15 protein-coding genes and 1 pseudogene are annotated in these 22042 nt (G+C 49.4%); 10 read left to right on the top strand and 6 right to left on the bottom strand.

From position 1 onward, the window contains the following. Positions 1-29 precede the first annotated feature (29 nt). Positions 30-1340, top strand: a complete 1311-nt coding sequence (locus ACFQ03_RS07580; protein ID WP_379287218.1) for an acetamidase/formamidase family protein — start codon at positions 30-32, stop codon at positions 1338-1340. 461 nt (positions 1341-1801) lie between these two features. Here the strand turns inward: ACFQ03_RS07580 and ACFQ03_RS07575 are convergent, their stop codons facing one another. Together ACFQ03_RS07575 and ACFQ03_RS07570 are read right to left on the bottom strand one after the other, a co-directional pair. After that, the gene (locus ACFQ03_RS07575; RefSeq protein ID WP_379287216.1) at positions 1802-2809 is read right to left on the bottom strand and encodes a C45 family autoproteolytic acyltransferase/hydolase; all 1008 of its coding nucleotides are present in this window, start codon (positions 2807-2809) and stop codon (positions 1802-1804) included. A gap of 122 nt (positions 2810-2931) precedes the next feature. Beyond that, complete coding sequence (locus ACFQ03_RS07570; RefSeq protein ID WP_379287214.1) at positions 2932-3795, bottom strand: MerR family transcriptional regulator; 864 nt, start codon at positions 3793-3795, stop codon at positions 2932-2934. Between the two features lie 1826 nt (positions 3796-5621). On the opposite strand from ACFQ03_RS07570, the gene ACFQ03_RS07565 reads away from it, so the two are divergent. The 3 genes and pseudogenes from ACFQ03_RS07565 (at position 5622) to ACFQ03_RS07555 (ending at position 8073) form a co-directional block, all read left to right on the top strand. Next, positions 5622-6416, top strand: coding sequence for a hypothetical protein (locus tag ACFQ03_RS07565; protein ID WP_379287212.1), 795 nt, complete (start codon positions 5622-5624; stop codon positions 6414-6416). A 448-nt stretch (positions 6417-6864) separates the two neighbouring features. After that, a pseudogene (locus ACFQ03_RS07560) lies at positions 6865-6976 on the top strand (IS200/IS605 family transposase); the annotation flags it as partial. 305 nt (positions 6977-7281) lie between these two features. Beyond that, the gene (locus ACFQ03_RS07555) at positions 7282-8073 is read left to right on the top strand and encodes a hypothetical protein (RefSeq protein WP_379287210.1); all 792 of its coding nucleotides are present in this window, start codon (positions 7282-7284) and stop codon (positions 8071-8073) included. Between the two features lie 462 nt (positions 8074-8535). On the opposite strand, the gene ACFQ03_RS07550 is transcribed toward ACFQ03_RS07555, so the two are convergent. Both ACFQ03_RS07550 and ACFQ03_RS07545 read right to left on the bottom strand, forming a co-directional pair. Beyond that, a complete protein-coding gene (locus ACFQ03_RS07550; protein ID WP_379287208.1) occupies positions 8536-9249 on the bottom strand; it encodes a hypothetical protein in 714 nt (237 codons plus the stop codon). After that, a complete protein-coding gene (locus tag ACFQ03_RS07545; RefSeq protein WP_379287206.1) occupies positions 9246-10097 on the bottom strand; it encodes an ABC transporter ATP-binding protein in 852 nt (283 codons plus the stop codon). The genes ACFQ03_RS07550 and ACFQ03_RS07545 overlap by 4 nt, the downstream gene beginning before the upstream one ends. Before the next feature lie 462 nt (positions 10098-10559). On the opposite strand from ACFQ03_RS07545, the gene ACFQ03_RS07540 reads away from it, so the two are divergent. Then, positions 10560-10775: a YezD family protein gene (locus ACFQ03_RS07540; RefSeq protein ID WP_379287204.1), complete on the top strand. Its 216-nt coding sequence runs from the start codon at positions 10560-10562 to the stop codon at positions 10773-10775. A 173-nt stretch (positions 10776-10948) separates the two neighbouring features. Here ACFQ03_RS07540 and ACFQ03_RS07535 read toward each other — a convergent pair whose 3' ends face one another. Then, positions 10949-11827: a carbohydrate ABC transporter permease gene (locus ACFQ03_RS07535; RefSeq protein ID WP_379287202.1), complete on the bottom strand. Its 879-nt coding sequence runs from the start codon at positions 11825-11827 to the stop codon at positions 10949-10951. An 11-nt stretch (positions 11828-11838) separates the two neighbouring features. Next, the gene (locus ACFQ03_RS07530) at positions 11839-12795 is read right to left on the bottom strand and encodes an ABC transporter permease (protein ID WP_379287200.1); all 957 of its coding nucleotides are present in this window, start codon (positions 12793-12795) and stop codon (positions 11839-11841) included. 478 nt (positions 12796-13273) lie between these two features. On the opposite strand from ACFQ03_RS07530, the gene ACFQ03_RS07525 reads away from it, so the two are divergent. From ACFQ03_RS07525 to ACFQ03_RS07505, 5 genes are all read left to right on the top strand, one after another. Beyond that, entirely contained in the window at positions 13274-14965 is a 1692-nt protein-coding gene (locus ACFQ03_RS07525) for an extracellular solute-binding protein (protein ID WP_379287198.1), read from the top strand. An 85-nt stretch (positions 14966-15050) separates the two neighbouring features. Next, positions 15051-16817 (top strand): sensor histidine kinase, encoded by a 1767-nt coding sequence (locus ACFQ03_RS07520; protein ID WP_379287196.1) that lies wholly within the window; start codon positions 15051-15053, stop codon positions 16815-16817. Then, the gene (locus ACFQ03_RS07515) at positions 16792-18498 is read left to right on the top strand and encodes a response regulator transcription factor (RefSeq protein ID WP_379287194.1); all 1707 of its coding nucleotides are present in this window, start codon (positions 16792-16794) and stop codon (positions 18496-18498) included. The genes ACFQ03_RS07520 and ACFQ03_RS07515 overlap by 26 nt, the downstream gene beginning before the upstream one ends. Then, on the top strand, positions 18431-19759 hold the full coding sequence (locus ACFQ03_RS07510) for a GH39 family glycosyl hydrolase (RefSeq protein ID WP_379287192.1): 1329 nt from the start codon (positions 18431-18433) through the stop codon (positions 19757-19759). The genes ACFQ03_RS07515 and ACFQ03_RS07510 overlap by 68 nt, the downstream gene beginning before the upstream one ends. Beyond that, entirely contained in the window at positions 19756-21261 is a 1506-nt protein-coding gene (locus ACFQ03_RS07505; RefSeq protein ID WP_379287190.1) for a M81 family metallopeptidase, read from the top strand. The genes ACFQ03_RS07510 and ACFQ03_RS07505 overlap by 4 nt, the downstream gene beginning before the upstream one ends. Positions 21262-22042 lie beyond the last annotated feature (781 nt).

Raw genomic sequence — 22042 nt, 5'->3', positions numbered from 1 at the left:
AACAATTCCAAAAGCGAGGAGAGACAGACATGAATCATTCCAATGCTCAAGAAACTGTTTATGTCAGCACCTTCACCGATGGAATTTTGGATCCGGCCAAGCCGATGCTGGGACCGGTCCGGGACGGCGGGCATATTGTGGCCAACACGACTCCCGGATGCTGGGGGCCTATGATTACACCGAAGCTTCGCGGCGGGCATGAAGTGACTCAACCGGTGTATGTCGAAGGGGCAGAGGTTGGCGACGCCATTGCGATTCACATCAAGTCGATTCGCGTTACTTCCTTGGCCACTGCATCGGGTAACGACAAGACCGTAGAAGGACGGTTCCTGGGCGACCCGTTCGTAGCCGCCAAGTGTCCGGATTGCGGGACCTTCTATCCCGAGACACGCATTGAAGGGATAGGTCCGGAGGCTATTCGCTGCGCTCAGTGCGGAGCGGATGTTACGCCATTTGTCTTCACTAACGGGTATACGATGGGCTTTGACCAAAGCCGCGAGTTCGGGGTTACCCTTCCGAAAGAGGCGGCCGAACGAATTGCACAGGATGGGCGGCGATATATGGCCACACCGGGAGGTTCGTGCCAGAACCCGATCGTGACGTTCGCCCCGCACGATATTGTCGGAGCCATTGCGAGGGTCCGTCCTTTCCTGGGACAATTGGGGACAACGCCTGCCCGTCCCTTCCCGGATTCGCATAATGCGGGAGATTTCGGCTCGTTTCTGCTCGGAGCTCCGCATGATTATGCGATGACCAGGGAGCAGCTGGAGGACCGGACAGACGGACATATGGACATTAATCGCGTACGCGAGAATGCGACGTTAATTTGTCCGGTTAAGGTGCCCGGAGGCGGAATTTATCTGGGGGATATGCATGCGATGCAGGGAGACGGGGAAATTGCGGGGCATACGACGGACGTGTCCGGAATCGTCACACTGCAGGTTCGTGTGATCAAAGGTTTGAAGATCGATGGCCCCGTTCTTCTTCCGGTGGAGGAGGATCTTCCATATTTGGCCCGTCCCTATACGCCGGAAGAGAAGAGCCGGGCGCTGCAATTAGCGCAAAGCTGGGGCTTGGACCGGATTGAGGAGACGGCGCCTATTTCGTTCGTCGGTACGGGCGCCAACCTGAATGAAGCGACGGACAACGGCTTGAAGCGGGCGGCCGATACGCTGGGTATTACGGTGCCGGAAGTGTTGAATCGCGCCACCATCACAGGGGCCATTCAAATCGGCCGTCATCCCGGCGTCGTGACGGTCACTTTCCTGGCTCCCATCCCTCTGTTGGACAAAGCCGGACTGGCAGAAGTAGTTCTCCAGCATTATCGTCTCTCTTCTTAATAATATTTGAAGTAGCTGTCTTCAAAGTAGTTTCCAAACTACCGAGAAACGGCCTGAACCGACAAGCGATAAGCTTTCGGAAAAAAAGAGCGAGGCTGGTGGTCAGTTTTCCACTCACACTCGCTCTTATTCTTTCACGGTGACGCTCGTCTTTCCCGGATCCGTAAGGACGTCGCAAAGACGAGCAAAAGTACATTCAAATCCGACCGTTTTCCGCAAAGAGAGCGAAAGACGCTCAAAAGTGCAGGTCTTTTTGGCAAAATGGGGCGAATTCGCAAAAGTCGCTCTAAAGACCTGCACTATTGCTTTAGATTTAAGCATGTTGCGCCTTTTCCCCAAAAAGACCTGCAGTTTCGCTCTAGAATTTGGTACGGTGCAGCTTTTTTCCAGAAAAGACCTGGACAATCATCTGTCTTTTGCACTATCCGGCGGGGATTGGGCTGTCTACAAGACAAATCCGGTTAAACTGTTCTTTTCAGCAGAGCGGTTAACCGGTCGTCCCTCTTGTATTTGCAGCGATTCGGCGCACCTTCCGCACGGTATAGTTCCAGTTGACTTAAATTCATAACTATGGAATACAAGGTCCCGAACCGATGCTCCTTCAAATTCAGGCATACATGGCCCTTCGTATCCGATAGAATCCGGATAGCATCCTCGACTCCCGGCTGGGGAAGAAGTCTCAATTGCTGCTGAATGGCAGCATATCTTTCCGTTGTTTTGCTCCAGGCCTCCGGTTGTGAGCCGGTAATGTCGGTCATCTCCGGATGAAGATGATGATTGGTGCAAATAAGCGAATTTCCGCCCGCTTCGGGCCTGCGGACACGGATTCGTTCCGGGGAAGCTTCTACTACGGCCATACCGCCTGTCGGGTCAGCCAGTAAGTAATTGCAGCAGAGAGAAGCGGGAAACCCGGACAGGACGCGAACCGCTTCGTCCACCGTACGGCAGTGCTCCAATACATAACGGGTGGCAAAGTAAAAGTGGACTCCGGGCTGCCGGAGAGGGCTCGGCACAAGCGTGATGGCCACAGCCAGTCCATGCTCGTTCATGCCATCCACTTTGCCGATAAAAACGTCTGAATGGCCAATATACCGGAAGCGGCCATTGGGGCTCACCAGCGAGCTGTCCGTATATTTCTTGACATCAAGAAGCATGTCATAATTCCTTCCGACGATCATATCGCTGCCGTTCCATACGGCAAAAATACTGCATTGAGGGGATTGCCCGAAGAGGCCTACCGTCAGCAGGAAAGAGCTTACTTGCTCGAAGGAAGCCGCACAGCCGTCTGCAAACCCTTGAATTTCCGCAATCGCTCCGGGATAATAAGCCTTCAGAATCGTGCTGCTTTCCTCTCCGAATGCCAGCTTCTCCGGCGAAACCTCGGGAAACCTGAAGCCGTTCTTGTGCAGCAGGCTTCCATAGCGATAGCCCATTTCATAATAATCTCCGCGTAGTCTGGAATGATACATTTTACAATTTTACCCCTTTCGATCAGGTTAGGGCACGATCAGATTGGGACCGGCTCCCCAACCATAAAACATTGACACAAACCGGCCTCAGGCATAATATAAACCCTCCGGCAGCCGGAGGGTCAATCGCTGTTGACAGGAATATAGAGCCTGGTTACGAAAGAAAGGGGGCTAAGCTGAAGGTTCGGCTTAATGCAGCGGAAATCGCGGCTGTTTCTCAAAGGAGGGAGCAGCCCGGTAATATACATTTCGAACGGTCGTCCCACGATGGTGTATCCGTTGGACCGGATATAATCGATCAGCTTGGCGTAACCGAAGGGGAGCTCGGAATAAGGGCCTTCGACCTCAACGCCGACATGCTTTCCTCCTTCCATGCTTCGGGTTCCCGGCAGACCGGAGAAGGACGGCTGAACGGCCAGGCCAACCTCCAACTCCGTACAAGCCGGATCTATTTCATCATCATGGAATATCGTCATGAGCCTGGCATCGTCTTCCACTTCGAGCTTCAGAGCGTATAATCTTTCCAACAGGGTTCGGACAAGATCATCGATACCGGAAATTGGAACAGTTTCACGGATGCTGTAAATCCATGTGTCCTTCCTCATTTCTTCAAAGCAATCGGAAATCGACGAAACCGGCATAAGCGGCTTGTTGGTTTCCAGCTCGTTCAATAAGGACAAGATGTTATTCTTTGTTTGGTTAAGCTCTTCGATGTTTCGCTCGACCTCGTGGATGCTTTCGGTCAGAATCGTTTTCGATGTCACCGGGTTGTCGGCGTTGAGCCATTCGGCGATCATGTTCAGCGGCAAACCGCAATCCTTCAAGCGCCGGATTTGCAGAGCCGTTCGAATTTGCCCGTAATCATAATAACGGTAGCCCGTTTCCGGATCGATATGGGCGGGCTTTAATAATCCGACTTCGTCATAATGATGAAGGGTCTTGACCGACATGCCGCAAATTCGGGAAAATTGGCCGACAGAGTACATATAGGGCTTCCTTTCTTCATTAAAATCGAGACAACGGACAAGATGACGGCAATCGTTGTTTATTTTCGGCGTATCTGCAGATAGAATAGAACCAATGTATATAGAAAACATCAGATCGTTCAATAAGGACAAACGTGATTCTTTACTAATAGAAAATTTTACTATCTTCGTTTAGAAAAGTATTTAATTAGTAACCATCCTGTTACTATGACCATGACTATAGGAAATAAAAAAAGAAGAATTATGAATGCCCCTAGGTTGTCTCTTAATATATCCATGCAGAGGACCACCTTTCTTTAAATCATTTCATTGCTCGAAAAGAGTTAATGGATTTGGCTTCGCAAAGCCGAAATCAGAAAGGACGCTAGACATTTAATCGAAATTCATGGTAACCATACCCAGTTTTCCAGATAAAGGATATTTCCACTTTCATGGTAACGTAGAATTTTATGCTCGTCAAGTTATTTTATTATTTTCAATCGTATATGAGAATGTCACTTTTCCGAAAGTAGGTCATTCTTACCAGTTTGCCTGATTAACTATTAATGCGTCTTGGAATAAAGCCTTTGTATGGCGATGCAGAACTCGCCTTTTTCGTTTCCTCTTTGCGCTTGGGCTATATGTTTTCTTATTCTTCCAAATCTTGTTAGTTCACTTGACTACGGGGATACTACAAAATTGCTTTTTTCGCTGCTGGACGAGAGAGGCAAAGGCTTCGTTAGCGGCTTCAGCTAGTGATGTCGAGTAGCCGAAGTCTCGAACCCACAAGCGTTCAATCCGGTCCTTTTAAATACGCCAACTAGTTCTTGTTTTACGGCAAGCGTTTTGTTTAGTTATCGGAAGATCCCAGCAATCACTGAAAATCTAAGAGGGGCCCTTATTTCGTAATGCCTAGCTGGATGACATTGGAGTACCCCTCGATATTTGTTGGGCGAAATCAGCTCCAATGACGATGTCTGTGTCGCAACCAGTTGCTTCATGCAACGAAAACCCGGGAGCGCAGTCTTCCAGCCATGCATAAGGATGGCGAAATCTGTCAGAGAATGCCCGTTTTGTGCTTTGGCAGATGGATCGTGCGACGTCTTTGCTTGGTCTGTTTGGTAGATCCCGTCTCCGTCTTACGCTGGAACTACTTATTTGGATGTCATTGTGTTCCGAGAGTAGATGTCAAAGTGACAGTTGTTGTTGTCTTAATACTGTGGATGTGTATAATTCTGCGGCTCCTCCTTTCTGCTTCATAACTTAAAGCATGTGCAGGGTTCCTTACTCGATTTTTGTGGGAAATGCCCGCTGCTCCCCCCATTTTGTATTTTATTTTTAGTCTGTTTACTTGTAGAACAGTAAACCCTAATGTCATAGCCTCCTCACTGTTCGTCAGTCCATTCACACATATTCTTCAACCGTTTCGATTTGTTCAATTGTCATTGTCTCCTGTCCCAGCCGGTAATACGCAATTATGAAACTTAAAAAGAGTTCCAAGCATTATTGAATAACTTTCAGAATATCAACATTTGCCTTCTGTCAATTGTTTATGAAAGAAGCAGCACTTTGTATTATCTTGCTTACCTTAAGAGAATTTGAAAAATGAGTCTCAAAAGGAACTAACGGTCAAGTCAAGTGAAAGCATTGAAGAGTTAGTCCGTTCATAAAAAGGTAATTTCGTCATAAAATTTGGAATATGCTGGTAAATATGACTTTAGTCTCATATACATGCTAAATAAAATTGTGTATAATTTTGGATAAAATAACATTATTTTCCATTTTTATTCTATTTTCGATTGTATACCGGCCGGTTTACAAAATAAAAAGAGTAAGGAGGAAACGATATGAAAAAAGCGTTTTCATTACTGTTTGCTCTTACATTAGTATTCAGTTTGAGTACTAGTGTTTTTGCAGAACAACTTGACCCACAAGGGTCAACTAAAAAAACCAAATTCTATAGAATGTCTAACGACCCTGCAAAAAACAAACAATATTTGTTAGAAAATGGAATTGGTTTTTCAGTGGCGGACAATCCTCAATTATTTGTGGCAGACTCTGGAAACTGGAATTCGAATGAATGGAGACATGTAGGGAGTACTCCGACAGTTGAGAATTCCACCTATGTGAAATTTTATGGGGTAGTTGATCTTTATACCTCCAAGTCTAGATCCGAAGATGATAGTGTTGTCCATGGACTTGATATGAAAAGCAATATTCGAGGTCAAAGTTATCTAATTGATTGCGGTGGGGGTAAGCACTGTGTGAAATACTCAGGTATTAATAGCTTACGCTGGCATATAACCGTTAGCAATTCTAACATTACTGCAACTGTGCAAGATTGGGCTCCAAAGGGAACACAAAGAATCACAGATGGTTCTCAGGTTCAAGTGACTGTTCAACCTAGCTTGGCGGGATATAGCTTAGGTTCCGTATCGAAAACATTCCCGGGCTTTGCAGATAAAATTGTTGGAGACGGTTTTTCACAAGTATATACTGCAGATTGGATTAAGGAAAGTGGTTATGTTAAATACCCTGACACGGTGTACCTTGGTGCCCTGGTGACATATTATAATCCAGGATTTAAGGATATAGAGTGGGGATGGTGGTGGCAATGGCGGTACACGTACGATATTAACTGATAGTGGAAAAGAGGGGGAAGTATTGCTTCCTCCTCTTCAAATAGCTTTGAACGGCTGAAAAGATTACTTGCAAACGTTGTGCATCTCCGCTTTCGCTTAGATAAATTTTACCAAAGAGGTATTTTTGTAAAAGAAAACTCCAGTTAGACTGGGGGTTCGGGAAACTTATAGATATGAGTAGTCATCCCCTGAACTTGATGATAGGATGAGAGCGAATATGCCAGCCGCTCGGATTGAAACAAGGAGGACAAGAGATGGATTAGAGAAGTCTAACATAAATGAAATCGAACCACTGAAATATTATAGGCAAATAGTTTACGGAAAATTATGAGATCGGAAAAATTATCTGGAATTTGAGTGAACGAAAATTCATCAATCGAGGCTTGCCTAGATCATATTCACATGCCAGTAAATACTCACCTAACTTGAGTATGTCAGAATGTTTGCCATGATTTTTCACAAATTTGCGAATTTGAAGTGCTGATACGAACCGCCAATTCTGGTACAGAGGATACTATGTGGATACGGTAGGGCGAAACAGGAAAGTGATCGCTAAGTATCCGAAACCAAATGGCGTAAGTCAAGAACTGAACAGAAAGGCTTTTCGACCTCACGGGTAAGTCGATTAAAAGGGGAGGTAAAGAGGACTTTTTCTGTACTGGTCTGTGACAGAACGCAGTTGGCAGACTTTCAGTGCGCCTTTGAGTCGCTTGATTATAACATGCCCTTATAGGGCTAATGGAATCCACCGACTGAGCCGGTGGCTATGACTACAATACATTTTGTTATTTCATTGGGTCACCATGTTGCCACTTGCCTATTTTTCAATTGCTTCACAAAACTTTTAATTTAATGGAGAGAGAATATGATTATGAAACGATCTTCATTCATAATTACTATCATATGTATCATATTGATAGTAGGTTGCAAGGCAAATAGTAAAATGGAAATATTAGAAATGAAAAAAAGTGGAGATCCAACAATGTTAGGGGTGGATAATGCTGAAGAAGTAACAGATATTTCTCTCAAATACGATATATTCAATGAACAGAACAAGGTAGGTACAGCCCAATACGATATTATTCCTACTCCAGAAGGCTATGAGATGGTTGTTGAAAAGGAGTTTTCGGCCGAATACCTAACTGGGTTACAAGATGGGTTGAAAAATTATAGATTGTACAAAATGAATAATAACTATACAACAACGAGCTACGAGGAGAGGGAATTAATAGATGAAAGAGAACATATTAATATAACCCAAAAATTTGAATATAACGAAAACTATACTGAAGTTGTGACTAAAACGATAAATAAGACTACGAAGGGATCGCTTTCTGATACGACACGTATTATATTACCGCCAAATGAAAATATATTTATAAAAGAATCAAACATCTTCCTATTATTATTTTTACAAAATATTCAAAAAGATAGTTATATTTTTTATCAAGATGCTAGTGGGTATACCCCTTACTTTCAAATTGTTGAAACGGGTGAAATCGAATCTGAATTTTTCGGTAAGAGAAAGGCTTATAAAGTAGTATCTGATTTCCCAGTTAAAACTGAGTATTGGTTAGATTATGAAAATAATCACATATTACAGAAAAGTGAATATTTGGATGAAGAAGGGATTCTTATTTGGAAATTAGTTAAGTGATTATGTCTCAAATTAGTGTTTAATAATTAATAATCTGAGGTTAATGGAATCAATGTAGCAATGTAGAAAGAAAGGATAGACATAACAACAGATTTCAAACGAGATATGGAAATTTCCAGAACTCAAATTAATTAAACCCTTTCCATAGTTCCTATGAGAAGCATCTGGTAGAAATTCCGTTAGCTTGAAGGAAAAATTTGCAAAAATGGATGGCGACAATAAATCGTGAGAGTCACCACCATCAGCCGCTGAATCCGCCAGCGGACATGATAGCTGAAAGGGGCCTAGGTAATCTATTAAACGCGCGCCTTTCCCGACGCGCGTTGCGTCAGCATGAGGATAAACAGCCCTACGTCGAATCATTTCCTCGGAATTTCTGCATATCTGCGTAGTGTTTGTGAAGGATTGAGGCTTTGACTATTCATCGATAAACATGAGCTGTCTCATCTGCTCAATCGTTGTTTATTTTCGGCGTATCTGCAGATAGACCACCGTCAGAAGGCTTAAAGCCAATGTATACAGCGAAGGCCAGACCAGCTTGGCAATAGCCGGCGCTTCGCCCAAAGCGTCGAAATTCATCAAGGTGTCGATGATAGGCGAAGCCGGCGGCACTACCCACAATAACCATTGGAGGGGCGAAGGCAGCCATTCGGCCAGGCCGGGTACGGCCAGCGACAAGGTCAATGCCAGCACCAACCCGCCCAGCTTGGAGATAAGCTGGGTACCGATCTTGGAACAGAACAGGGCAGTCAGCACAATCGCCATCCAGGTGAACAGCAGATGACTGTACAGGGAGACTGCCATCTCTATCGCCGTCGGCGCGCGATCGAAGCTCCCGCGAATGATGGGATACAGCACAGCGAACAGCGTTAGGGGAAAAGCAGCCACCCATACGGTTGCCATTCGGCTGGCATGATAACGGATTCCGCTGCGGGAATGCATCAAGGTCAACTGCTGTTGGGTCGGAGGTTCCGTCGAATAGAAGTTAAAGGACAGCCAAGCAGCCACCAAAAACAAGCAGACGGAAGTGCTGGCATAGCTGCTCATGACCGGATTAGGAATCATGGAATAGATCCAGGCAATAAAGATGAGATATAAGGTCATCGGAGCAAAGTAACGGTAGCTTCGTGCAAAAAGCTGCAGTTGGTAGCGAATCAAGGCCAGCATCGGGCTCATGGACGATCCCCTCCCGATTCCCGGCTTATGGTTACGATTGAACCGCCTCTGTCCAGCAGCTCCCTCAGCAAGGTATCGCTGTACCCGGCATCGACTTTGAGTTCAATGCCGCTCTCTCCCTCGGCTACTTCCATGACTCCGGGCCTGCCGGACCAGCCTTCGAGTTCACCGAATCCGATCTGTCTGACTATAATACAGACAACTGAGGAAAGCTCATCCTTGGAAGAATTCGGTTCGATGCGGGTCTGATGAATCCGGAGCGTCCGGTCCGCGAGCTTCTCCCAGAGGATCGCTTCATGACAAGCGAACAGGAGAGTAACTCCTTGTGCCTTCAACTGAAGGAACATCTCCAGCAAATCGTTCTCGGATTCCCCGTCCAGTCCGGATAAAGGCTCGTCCATAATAAGCAGATCCGGGTTCTTCAGTACGGCCTGAACGATGGCCAGCTTTTGCAGCATTCCTTTGGAAAAATTTCGTATCCAGGTGCGTCCCGCATTCTCCAGACGGGCCCGCTGCAGCAACCCGGGAATCGTGCGCCGCAAGAGGGCTTTGTCCATCCCTCTTATTTGTCCCATATGCATTAAATATTCAAAAGCGTTAAAAGGCAGCTTCGGAAAACGGTCCGGCACCCAGCCGATGACCGGTTTCGGGTTGCCGAAATAACGGACTTTGCCCTCTGTAGGAGAGGAGAGACCGGCAACCAGACGCAGCAAGGTGCTTTTGCCGGAGCCGTTCGGACCAATTACGGCCAGCGATTGCCGCTTATACACGGATAAATTCACCTTGTCCAGAATCGGCTTTGAACCGAAGCGCATACTGACTTGCTCCAATTTAACTAGCAGCTCCATTTAAATTCCGTTCCTCCAAACTGATGATGTGATATTCAAATGATTTCGGATTGGGTTTCAAACGGCAACCATTTAAGCCATTTCTGGCCGCCACTAATATTTTACAGGATTAGGCGGAGGAAGTCATTCCGCCTGCCGAAGAAGTTGTCATGAAATTACTGTGTTGACACCTGATTCCAGCGGTGATAAGATATCGTTAACTATATATCCGACTAAATAAATGGGATTAGTTGGTCGACCGGACCTCCGGAGACACAGCCCGAATGTGACGTGTAGTGGTGTGTGTCTTTTTTGTTATATATTTGTCAACACGGAACGAAGATGGAAGCTTGAAGAGATCAGAGGATAATCGTATGCGGGATATCCCGAGCTTGGCGTGAATGCTTCAACCATCACCGGATTTTAAGAGAAGACAGCGGGAAGTCGGCTTCTCGATGTAAAAATGAAGGAGGAGGGAGAACGGTGACGAAACCGTTACAAATCGATGAGGTATGGGCAAATCGAATTATAGCCAGTGTGAGCGGGCTGGAGTATGGATGTGTGCAAATCATAGTCCATGATGGGAAGATTGTGCAGATCGAACGAACCGAGCGCAAGCGGTTTGATTCCAATCCTTCCCATTCCGGAGAACGGAAATCGGGAAATTCAAGCAAGGGCAATGCCAGGCCTAAATCATGAAGCCACTTTCATTTGCAAAAGGACGCTGTCAGGCGTCTTTTTTTGTTTCATGTCCTAACCAATAGAACGAGCCGATTCAGGAATACAATAGCCGCCGGAGAGTGCACTCGGGCGTGCAGCTCATCCAGCGGCCGGATTTGGGGCTTGATTCCTTCCAGCGTGCCATGCTTGCTTTACTCCTTAATGGCCCCCAGAACGACTCCCTTGACAAAATATTTCTGAAGGAACGGATAGACGGCCAGAATAGGGAGGGCGCCGATAAAGATTTGCGCCGCCTTGACGGTTTTGTTGGAGATGTTCTCCAGGTCCCGGCCCGCCGAGGAAAGCTGGGAGGTATCGATTTGCACCAAGATCGTCTGCAGGAATGTCGAGAGCGGATATTTCTCTGCTTTCGTAATGTAAATCAGTCCGTCAAACCAGGAGTTCCAATGGTGCACCATCGTAAACAGCGACAGGGTCGCCACCGCCGGCATGGAGATAGGCAGAAAAATCGTGAATAAAATGCGAAACTGACCCGCGCCGTCCATCAGTGCGGCTTCTTCCAATTCCTTCGGAACATTGCGAAAGAAGCTCATCATGAGAATCAGCAGCCAGACATTAACCGCTGACGGCAGGATCAAGGCCCAGATGGAATTCATCAGCCCCAGCTTCTGCACCACGATATAAGTAGGGATCAGCCCTCCGCTAAATAACAGAGTGATGATGAAGAACCAGGAATAGTACGTTCTGGAACGAAAGACACTGGCCGTTCTGGATAAGGGATAGGCCGCCAGGAAGATGATCAGCATCCCGAAAACGGTCCCCAGGAACGTTCTCTGAAAGGCGATGGACAGCGCTTGCAGAAAATCCGGGTTCGCCAAAGTTTTTTGATACGCATCGAATGTAAAGTCAATCGGAATCAACCCGACCCGGTTGGCGTTCGCCGGAGCTCTTCCGCTTAAGGACAAAGCCAGCGTATGCCACAGCGGCAGCATGCACAAGACAGCCGTGCCTAACAGCAGCAGATGGTTGAAGAAGCTGAAGAAGCGATAGGGCCATGTTTTGTAGTACATGATTTCACCTCCTAGAAAATACGGTAATCGGCAACCTTGTGCGCGATTCGGTATACGATAACGACCAGAATCAGGCTGACGACTGATTTGAATAACCCGATCGCCGTAGAGAAGCTCATCTGCTGATCCAGAATTCCGACCCGGTAGACAAAGGTGTCGATAATGTCCCCTTTGTCATACACCATGGGATTGTACAGGTTGAAAATCTGGTCAAACCCGGCGCTTAATATGTTGCTGAGCTCCAAGGTGGTACAGACAACGATGATCGGCACCAGAGCGGGCAGCGTAATATAGACCGTTTGCTGCCAGCGGTTGGCCCCGTCCACCTCGGCCGCCTCATAGAGATTGGGATTGATGCCGGCCAGTGCGGCCAAATAAATAATCGTCCCGTATCCGAATTCCTTCCAGATATGACTAGTTACGACCGTAAACCGGAACCAGTCTCCGTCGCCGAGGAAGAAAATCGGATCGATGCCGAACCAGCCTTGCAGCACCCGGTTCACCAGTCCGGACTGCGGGGACAGCAAATCGACCAGAATCCCGCCAAGAATGACCCAGGACAGAAAGTGGGGCAAATAGACAAGCGTCTGCACGGTTCTCTTGAACGCCATCTTCCGAATTTCATTCAATAGGAGAGCGAAGCTGACGGGAACGATAATTATAAAGACAATTTTCAACGAAGCGATGATAAATGTGTTCCAGATGACTTGACTGCTGTCGGTTCTGGTGAACATGGAGCGGAAATGCTCCAGCCCGACCCAATCGGAATGCAGAAAGCCGGTCCAGGGCTTATAGTTTTGGAAGGCCATCACTACGCCGAACATCGGCAGATAGTTAAATAGAAAAGCGAGGATGACTGCGGGCAGCAGCATAAGGTGAAAAGGCCACGTCTCCCGCAGGAGCTTCCTCTTGCCCCTTTGAACAGCGGTTACTGTTGGCGGAGAACTTCGTTTGAGATGCGATTCCATGGGCAAACCATCCTTTATCCGAGTGATAGTTCACATTTTAGCACGTCCCTTTTCAAACCTATATAACCCATCCTTAACCTGGCATATTGTTTTATTAACCGGCAGCCAAGCTCAATAACGCCTACCGTTCCTTCTTTTTTCCTCCGCCCCCGGGCCTTGTTCCCAGCCCTTCCTTTCGTTCAAAGATGCTTTGCCCCTGAACCGGATCTCTTATTAATTTCATGCAAAAACAGGGCTGTAAGCCGCTGGTTTATATCTTTTACGCAGACATCTGACCGTTAACCCCTAAGCTCACTAATCCCGATTCGAGGCTGGCAACCGCTTGATCCGGCAGCAGGCAAATGTTAACCAACCGTTAAGGAACGCACCAAATCTTTATAAAACCATATCCCGTTGTTAATAATAGATTATTTCTTCTCTCGGAAAATGAGGTTAGGATTAATGAAGAAGCTTCTAATCATAGATTGGGGGAGAAGGAATGACTAATCACGTTCGCAAAGGTTCACTGCTCGCCATAGCCGGACTGCTGGCATCGGTCGCAGTGACGGGGTGCACGGGGGGAGATTCTTCGGCCGGAGGCGGCGATCCCGGAGGAGGATCGGACAAGCCGCAGGAAGCCGGTCTGCAGCTCGTCGACGGGAAGTATGACCCGCCCGTAACGATAACGACCGTCAGGCGGATTGTCTCCGCTGCTGAATTCAAGAACGGCGAAACGATGGATGATAACGTTCATTACCGGTGGGCCAAGGATAAGCTGGGGATTGAAATCAAGAACTTGTGGTCTGTGAAGGATACTAACGGGGCCTACGCCACCAAGCTGAAGCTTGCCTTATCCTCTAATGAAGAGATGCCCGATGTGCTGTTCGCCAGCGGTTCGGTGGCACAGATGCTGATCGACTCCGGCAAGTTTATGGACGTTGGAGAGCTATTTGACAAATATGCGGGGGAAACCTGGAAGAAGGCTATGAACGAGGATCCTTCCGTATGGTATGAATTCACCCGGGACGGCAAGCGCTACGGGATCCCGAATCTGGATTACGATTACAACAATGATCCTGTCTTGTGGGTGCGCGGCGACTGGATGGAAAAATTTGACTTGGAAGCGCCAACAACGCTGGAGGACTATGAGAAAATGCTGGAGGCCTTCACGAACGGCGACCCGGATGGAGACGGACAGAAGAACACGTATGGAGTTTCCACCGGACTCAAGGACTCGTACAGCGACTCCTTCGGATTGGGCTGGGTGTTCGGAGCTTATGGCACTATGCCCGGTTTCTGGCTGAAGCAGGAAGACGGCTCGATAGGCTACGGCTCCGTTCAGCCGGAAATCAAGCAAGGGCTGCAGAAGCTGAAGGATTGGGTACAAAAAGGATATATCCCGCAGGAAGCCGGGATATGGGATGCCGCCAAAGCCGGATCGTTCATGTCGGCCGGCAGCGCGGGCACCTTCTCCGGTCCATACTGGTCGGAAGCTTATCCGATGGGGGATCTGGAGAAGAACAATCCGGAAGCCGAGCTGGTCACCTTCCCGCTGCCGGTAGGGCCGGACGGCAAAAGCATGCATTACGGAAGGCATCCGTACAACGGAGCGATATTCATCAATAAAAAGATGAAGAACCCGGAAATCTTCTTCACGTATGCCAACTACTTGTTCGATCATGTTGCCGATCCGAAGCCGGGCAGCGAGTTCGAGAACGGTTGGGCCAAAGGATACGACTGGGATATCGTGGACGGCGAGGTGACGTACGATCTGGCGAAAATTCCGGGAGGCGGCGTTCGCGTGTTTTTCTACAGCTTGCTGGAGCATGGTCCGAGAATTCCATCGCAGAATCTGCAGGCACTGGTGAAAATCGCGGAGTCCGGCAAAGCGGAAACGCCGTATGAGAAAATCTGGGGCGGCTTCGTGCCTCCGATCGAGCTGCAATCTGCCACCGATGTCTGGGACTCGCGGGAGTTTTCGGTCAAGAGCGAGTTCACAGGCGGAACAACTCCTACTATGGAAACCAAATGGGATTATTTGAAGAAGCTGGAGATGGAGAAGTTCAGCAAAATCATTTTCGGCAATGATCCGGTAGAGTCGTTCGATGCTTTCGTTGAAGAGTGGAAGGCGCAGGGAGGGGAACAAATTACGAAGGAAGTGAATGAGTGGTACCAAAGCGTTTCGCGATAAACCGCCTTGGCACAAAACTTGGTATACGGCCGGGAAGGGCTATGTTACTGTTATTCTACAGATAACACTTCACTCAGGGCGCGTGATGAAAACGATGATACAAAAGCTGAACAGCTTCTCCAAGGTCGTCATTCTTATCTTTGGACTGCTTCTGTTAATGATGCTCCTGTTCACGATCTATAACCAAACTACGGTGAAGGTGATCAAGAGCGAAATCGAGGCCGCCAATTTGAACAAGCTGCTTTTTCTGAAAAGCCAGCTCGAAGAGAAATTAAGCCAGATTTCCATCAATTCGATTACGCTGGCGAATGATCCGGCAATCCGCGAGCTGGAGTATCAGCAGCAGTCGGGGGACCCGTATGACCGGCAGAAGCTGACGAACATGATCCTGGATCATATTTCGCTGCAATCCGGGATTACGGGCTGGAGGACGGAAATTACCGTCTATTCCCGTCTATCGCAAGAGGTGATCTCCACCTCCAGCAAAACCTTCAGCTATGTAGATTCCGAGCTCATAAGCGGAATTAGCAGAGGCTGGCAATATGTGAAGGGGCGGGGGGATGAACCGGCGAAATTCGTCTGGTTCTCCCTCACTCCCGCCACGGCCTACGAAGAGCCGGAATCCGCGAGATTAATCGTCAAGACGGCCTTCGAAGCATCGCATCTGCAGACGCTGCTGGACCAGTACAAGGCGGATGGTCAAGGTGACCCTCTGCTGTACAGCCCCGAATTCGGAGTGATCGGCAACCGGACGCTGGATGAGGCTTATGCCGGAGGCGTCGTCGATTATTTACATACGGTGCCTCTCGGGATCGGGAAGAATATATCGCTGCAGCTTGCCGACCAGCAATACTTGCTCAGCTTCGTTCCTTTATATGGAGTGGACTGGTATTTGGTAGATTCCATTCCGGTCGATCAGATTTTATCTCCGGTGACCAAGGCCCGTGATTTATTTTACACGTTTACCCTTATCCTGCTCGGGTTCGGAGTGGTCGCCTCTTACATTCTGTACCGGCAGCTTCAGGTGCCTATCCGGATGCTGGTCAAGAATATGCAGAGAATCAAGAGAGGGGATTATTCCTCCCGGATCCGGCTGGAAGGGGCCAGCGAATTTTCGTTTTTGTTCCAGCGTTTTAACGAGATGGCGCAAGAGATCGAAGATCTGATGACGAAGCTCGATGAAGAGAGAGTCCGCTCCAGAGAAGCGGTATTGAAGCAGCTGCAATCGCAGATCAATCCTCATTTTCTGTACAATTGCCTGTTCTTCATCAAAAATATGGCCCGTCTGGGGGACGAAGAGGCCGTTGCAGCCATGGCTTTGAATCTGGGGGAATATTTCCGCTATACCACGAGATTGGGAAAACAAACGGCTCAGCTGGAAGAGGAGCTAAACGTGATCGTGAACTATCTGGAAATCCAGAACCTGCGCACTAATCGGATGACCTATCAGATCGATGTTCCGGACTCTTTAATGAGGATTGTCATTCCAAGGCTGATCCTGCAGCCCATCATCGAGAATGCCGTCATTCACGGAATTGAGCCGAAGGAAGGGAGAGGCTGCATTTCGATTATCGGTCGCTCCGAGGGGAATCGCTCCCTGATCATTATAGAAGATAACGGTGTCGGTATGGATGACGCCCGCCTGGAGGAGCTGCGGGAGCGATTGGGACGCAGCGAGAACACAGATAATGGATCATTCGGGCTGTGGAACGTCAATCGGCGGCTGCAATTGATGTTCAGCGAAGGCTCCGGCCTGCAGGTCAAGCAAGGAAAGAACGGAGGAACGACTGTCGTCGTCGTCCTGGAGAGGAAAGGGGAGGAGAAGGATGTTCCGGATCTTGATCGTAGATGACGAACGCTCCGTCGTCGACGCGATTGCACAGACGACCCCCTGGTCGGAGCTGGATATCGAGGAAGTATTCTGTGCGTATTCTGCCAAGGAGGCTCTGAACATCGTCGGACAGCAATTCATCGATATCGTCCTGACCGATATCCGCATGCCGGGAATGGACGGCATCGAGCTGATCGAGACGATCCGTACCTATTCGAACCGGATCCAGTTCATCCTGCTGACCGGCCATGCCGAGTTTGAGTATGCCCAGCAGGCCCTTCGCCTGCGTGCGGCCGACTATTTGCTCAAGCCGGTTCGCGACGAATGGCTTGCGAACGCGGTCCGCAAGCTGACGTCCTCCATGCGGAAGGAATGGAATGAGATCACCTCTCAGCGGACAACGGTTCAATATTTGCAGAAGCATCTGCCCACCCTGAGGTCGGATCTGCTGCGCAATATGCTGGAGGGAAGCCAGACAGCCTCCGAGCTGAATGAAAAATGCGCGCTTCTCGAGCTGCCCTATGAGGAAGGAGATGTGGTCTATCCGGCGGTTATCCGCTTGGAGCGCCGCACCCCCGGGCACAGCAAGCGCTCATTGCTGGAATATTCCATCATGAATATCGCCGAAGAAGTGCTGGGCCCTATGTATCATCTATGGTCATGCAAGGATATTCACAATTATTTGGTTCTTATTCTGAAGCCGAGGGAAAAGGTGCCCGATGGGCGTCAAGAAGAATCGGTCTCCCGGCTGCTGAGCCAATTGCAGCATCTGGTCCTGCACTATCTGAAAGAAAATCTGTCGGTCGTCTACGGGAAATGCGTCTCCTTCCCATTCGATCTGATGACGGTGTATGAATCAGCGGTGCAAACCTTAAGAAGAAGGATAGGGGATGATACCGGACTGCTCCTGACGGCCGGACAATCCGAGACCGCCTCCGTGCTGAGTGCGGCTTCCGTCCTGCAGGCCCCGCCGTCGATTTCTCATTTGTTCGTAGCCGGTTTCTGGGAAGAGGCCAAGGCCAAGCTGCAAAGCGTCTTTACCGAACTCGAAGCGACAACGCGGGATTCGCCGATTCATGCCGATTATTTGTCCGAGATCTATCATACGGTGCTATCCGCATGCTTTCATTACGCGCATACGAACGGACAGACGGTGGCCCAGGCGCTGAATTGCGAAGGGGATCAGCGGTTCTACCATTCTCCCGAATTGATGCAGTCGGTCTCCCTGCTCAAGGAATGGTCCTTCGAGGTTTGCCGAAGGCTATCCCTGTCGAATCAGGTGGAAATTCAGGATGTCAGAAAAACACTCATTGAGCAAATCCAGGAATACATCCATTCGAATCTGGCGGAGGATGTCTCTCTGCAAACGCTTGCAACTCACGTGGATATGCATCCCGTCTATTTGTCCAAGGTTTACAAGCTGGAAACCGGGGAAGGGCTTAAGGATTACTTGTCTCGCGTGCGGATGGAGCGGGCGGTTCACTTGCTGCTGAATACGGATTTGAAAGTTTACGAGATTACCAGCCAAGTCGGTTATTTAAATACGGCTTATTTTATAAAAGTGTTCAAGAAAGCTTTTGGCGTTACTCCGCAGGAGTATCGTGACCAAAATAGCGACAATGGGGGAGTAGGACATGTCAGAAATTCAACTGAATATCGACCGGCCGCTTGGGCCCGTCAAACCGATTCACGGGGTCAATAACGGGCCGGTGACTTACGGCTCGCTGGTCGATGTTTCCGATTATTTCGTATCTATGGGGGTTCCGCTGGTCAGGCTGCATGATCCGAATTGGCCGCACCCCCGCGAGGTCGATATCCATATCGTCTTCCCGGATTTCTCGAAGGACCCGGCCGATCCAGACAGCTACAATTTCTCACAGACCGATGAATATCTTCGTACGGTCGCCGCCACCGGAGCGAAAATTGTCTACCGCTTGGGGGAAAGCATCGAGCATACCGAGAAGAAATATTTCGTTCACCCTCCTGAAAATTACGAAAAATGGGCGCAAATTTGCATCGGAATCATCCGCCATTATAACGAGGGCTGGGCTGACGGTTTTCATTACGGTATCGAATACTGGGAGATATGGAATGAGCCGGACTACAGCGTAAGGATGTGGTCGGGCACTCACGAGCAATATTACTCGCTCTATGAAACGGCAGCGACGGCAATCAAGCGCTACGATCCTTCTCTTAAGGTGGGAGGACCTGCCGTAGCCAGGCCAACCGCCGACTTTGTTCCTGAATTTCTGGAGCACTGCCGGGAGAAGCGGGTGCCGCTCGACTTTTTCTCCTGGCATACGTATACCGCCGATCCGCAAGTTATTGCCGGCCGGGCCCTTCATGTCCGGGCCATGCTGGATCAGTACGGCTTCAAGGATACGGAAAGTCATCTCAATGAATGGAACTATTTTGTTGCCGATTTCGGTACCATATGGCAAAAAGGCAATGAATATTTGCGTGCAGATACTTTCAATCGGCAGAAAGGGGAGGAAGGGGCCTCCTTCGCCGCCTATATCCTTACTTTATTGCAGGACCTTCCGGTGGATGCGGCCAACTATTACGACGGTCAGCCGACTGCCCTGTTCTGCGGCCTGTTCGATTATCACGGCGTTCCGCAGAAGACGTACTACACCTTCCAGGCTTTCGAAAGCTTGCGGCGGCATAATGTACGCCTTCACTGCGAGCTGCCGGAGGATGCCAATGGACTGTCGTGTCTGGCGGCCAAGGAGGAGAATGGACCGGTCGCGGCTTTGCTCGCTAATTTCCATAACGAGGACCGTGCAGTAAACTTGCGTCTGAATGGGTTAGCCGATTCCGGAGCCACATATGAGCGAATTCAAATTTATTCAATCGACAAAGAAAGGAATCTGGAGCTTATTCAAGAGAATCAGCTTTCTTCCGCCGAATGGAAACTGGAGCTGCAGAAATATTCCGTGCTCTATGTGAGAGTCCTCCCATGAACAAACCGAAGGTATTAATCGGTGCCGTCATTCAAGAGAGCAATACGTTCAGTCCCGCCAGAAGCACCATGGACGATTTCCGCCGGCATCGGCTGCAGTTTGGTGAAGACATTCTTCGGGCAAGGACGGAAAATGAGCTGAGCGGATTTATGCGCGCCGCCTCTGCCGAGGGAATTGAGGTCATTCCGACGATGGCCGCCAATGCGGTCTCGTCCGGAGTATTTACGGCAGATGCTCTGGAGGAATTGAAGGAAACGCTGCTTCGGGAGCTTCAATCCCATTCCGGGTACAGTGGTGTGTATTTTGCGATGCATGGTGCGATGGTGGCCGATGGTTGCGATGATGTGGAAGGCTGCTTAATGGAAATGATTCGGGGAGTTATTGGAGACGTTCCCTTCGTCGTCTCCCTGGATTTGCATGCCAACGTAACGGCGAAAATGGCCTCCCTGGCGGACGGAATCGTAGGGTTTCGCACCTATCCCCATACTGATTTTGTCTCCACGGGCATGCGCTCCGCCTCTCTGTTGTTCTCCATGCTGCGAAGCGGGAGGAAGCCGGCGGTACGCATGCGGAAGATCCCGATGATCGTTCCTGCCGAGAACAGCCAAAGCTCTCACGGTCCATTCGCCGAGCTGTGGCAAGCAGTGGAGGAGGGGGAGCGGCGGGGGAACTCCCGGGTGACCTCCCTGTTTCCCGTCCAGCCGTGGCTCGATATCGAAGAGATGGGCTGTGCGGTCGTCACAGTCCATGAGGATGGGAAAGCGGCAGAGAGGGAGGCGGAGCGGCTGGCCGATCTGTTCTGGCAGAAGCGTCACGAGTTCCAGATCCGGCTTCACTCGGTTCGAGAAATCGTGGAGCTGGCCTCCGGGCGGCAAGCGGGCGACGGGCCCTTCGTCATTTCGGATTCCGCGGACAGTCCCGGTGCGGGTTCGACCGGGGACAGCAATTTCGTTCTCCGGGAGCTGTTGAGCTGCGGGGCGCATCTAAGCTACAGCATCTTGCTGACAATTGTCGATGCGCCGGCCGTGGCTCGGGCTGCTGCCGCGGGAGAAGGCCGGTCCGTAGAGGTAGACGTCGGCTATTCCATCTGTCCGGACGGTGAACCGCTGCGGGTCTGCGGCCGGGTCAGGCATATTGGCGACGGGCACTTTACTTTGGCCGGGGGCTATGCCAAGGGGACGGAAGCGAATATGGGCCGCTGCGTCGTGCTGGAGCTGGGAAGGCTGTCGCTTCTGATTACGGAAAGACCTACGTTCTCGGGCGATCCGAGCATGTATCGAAGCGTGGGGCTGGAGCCGGCGTCCGCAGACATCGTCCTGGTGAAATCGGCCAATCAATTCCGGGCCGATTACGAGGCGATATCGAAGCACATCTTCCTGCTGGATACGCCGGGACGCAGTCCGGCCGATCTGCGGAAGCTTGTGTTTAACAAATTGAGACGCCCCTGCTATCCGTTCGACGATTTCTTCGATTGGAGAAATCCGCAGCAGAAGCCGACCTGAACAACAGCCTTTGTCGTACCTTTGCACGGTTATCCCATTGAGTCAGGGAATGGTCGAGGTCCATGCTCCTTATACTGTTATCCCATTGTATCAGGGAATGGTTGAGGTCCATGCTCCTTGTACTGTTATCCCATTGTATCAGGGAACGATTGGGTCAGTGCTCTTGTACTGTTATCCCATTGAGTCAGGGAATGGTTGAGGTCTATGCTTCTTGTACTGTTATACCATTGAGTCAGGGAATGGTTGAGGTCCATGCTTCTTGTACTGTTATCCCATTGAGTCAGGGGATGGTTGAGGTCCGATGCTTCTTGTACTGTTATCCCATTGAGTTAGGGAACGATTGGGTCAGTGCTCTTGTACTGTTATCCCATTGAGTCAGGGAATGGTTGAGGTCTATGCTCCTTGTACTGTTATCCCATTGAGTCAGGGAAAGTCCGTACGATCCCTTGTGCTAGTAACCTTTTGACACAGAGAGCTAGCCGGGTCCCTATCATTAACCTGAGATTCCATTTGCCCAATGGACTCAGCGGCCAAGGGATGACGCGCGGGCTTTCCGGCAAAAAGCTGAGAAGGGCTAAAGTAAGGAGCAGGGGACATCCCCGACCAGGTAGACAGCGAATTCTGAGCGAAGGGGATAACAGTCAAAAGACGTTGATAACTCATACAGAGCCCGTATTATTCAGCTTTTGCCCATTATTCACATGTGAATAATCAATGTCTGGCAGTAGTAGGTGGCTTGAAATGATTATCCACGGGCCACAGAAGTATAACAGCACAGGAT

Source organism: Paenibacillus residui, assembly GCF_042677205.1.
In the GTDB taxonomy this organism is placed as follows: domain Bacteria; phylum Bacillota; class Bacilli; order Paenibacillales; family NBRC-103111; genus Paenibacillus_L; species Paenibacillus_L residui.
This window is presented reverse-complemented; position numbering and strand designations above follow the sequence as displayed.

Bases quoted from the DNA above. Each gene is read 5' to 3' on its own strand.
- ACFQ03_RS07580 (WP_379287218.1), top strand. From the start codon at position 30: ATGAATCATTCCAATGCTCAAGAAACTGTTTATGTCAGCACCTTCACC.
- ACFQ03_RS07575 (WP_379287216.1), bottom strand. From the start codon at position 2,809: ATGTATCATTCCAGACTACGCGGAGATTATTATGAAATGGGCTATCGC.
- ACFQ03_RS07570 (WP_379287214.1), bottom strand. From the start codon at position 3,795: ATGTACTCTGTCGGCCAATTTTCCCGAATTTGCGGCATGTCGGTCAAG.
- ACFQ03_RS07565 (WP_379287212.1), top strand. From the start codon at position 5,622: ATGAAAAAAGCGTTTTCATTACTGTTTGCTCTTACATTAGTATTCAGT.
- ACFQ03_RS07555 (WP_379287210.1), top strand. From the start codon at position 7,282: ATGATTATGAAACGATCTTCATTCATAATTACTATCATATGTATCATA.
- ACFQ03_RS07550 (WP_379287208.1), bottom strand. From the start codon at position 9,249: ATGAGCCCGATGCTGGCCTTGATTCGCTACCAACTGCAGCTTTTTGCA.
- ACFQ03_RS07545 (WP_379287206.1), bottom strand. From the start codon at position 10,097: ATGGAGCTGCTAGTTAAATTGGAGCAAGTCAGTATGCGCTTCGGTTCA.
- ACFQ03_RS07535 (WP_379287202.1), bottom strand. From the start codon at position 11,827: ATGTACTACAAAACATGGCCCTATCGCTTCTTCAGCTTCTTCAACCAT.
- ACFQ03_RS07530 (WP_379287200.1), bottom strand. From the start codon at position 12,795: ATGGAATCGCATCTCAAACGAAGTTCTCCGCCAACAGTAACCGCTGTT.
- ACFQ03_RS07525 (WP_379287198.1), top strand. From the start codon at position 13,274: ATGACTAATCACGTTCGCAAAGGTTCACTGCTCGCCATAGCCGGACTG.
- ACFQ03_RS07520 (WP_379287196.1), top strand. From the start codon at position 15,051: ATGAAAACGATGATACAAAAGCTGAACAGCTTCTCCAAGGTCGTCATT.
- ACFQ03_RS07515 (WP_379287194.1), top strand. From the start codon at position 16,792: ATGTTCCGGATCTTGATCGTAGATGACGAACGCTCCGTCGTCGACGCG.
- ACFQ03_RS07510 (WP_379287192.1), top strand. From the start codon at position 18,431: ATGTCAGAAATTCAACTGAATATCGACCGGCCGCTTGGGCCCGTCAAA.
- ACFQ03_RS07505 (WP_379287190.1), top strand. From the start codon at position 19,756: ATGAACAAACCGAAGGTATTAATCGGTGCCGTCATTCAAGAGAGCAAT.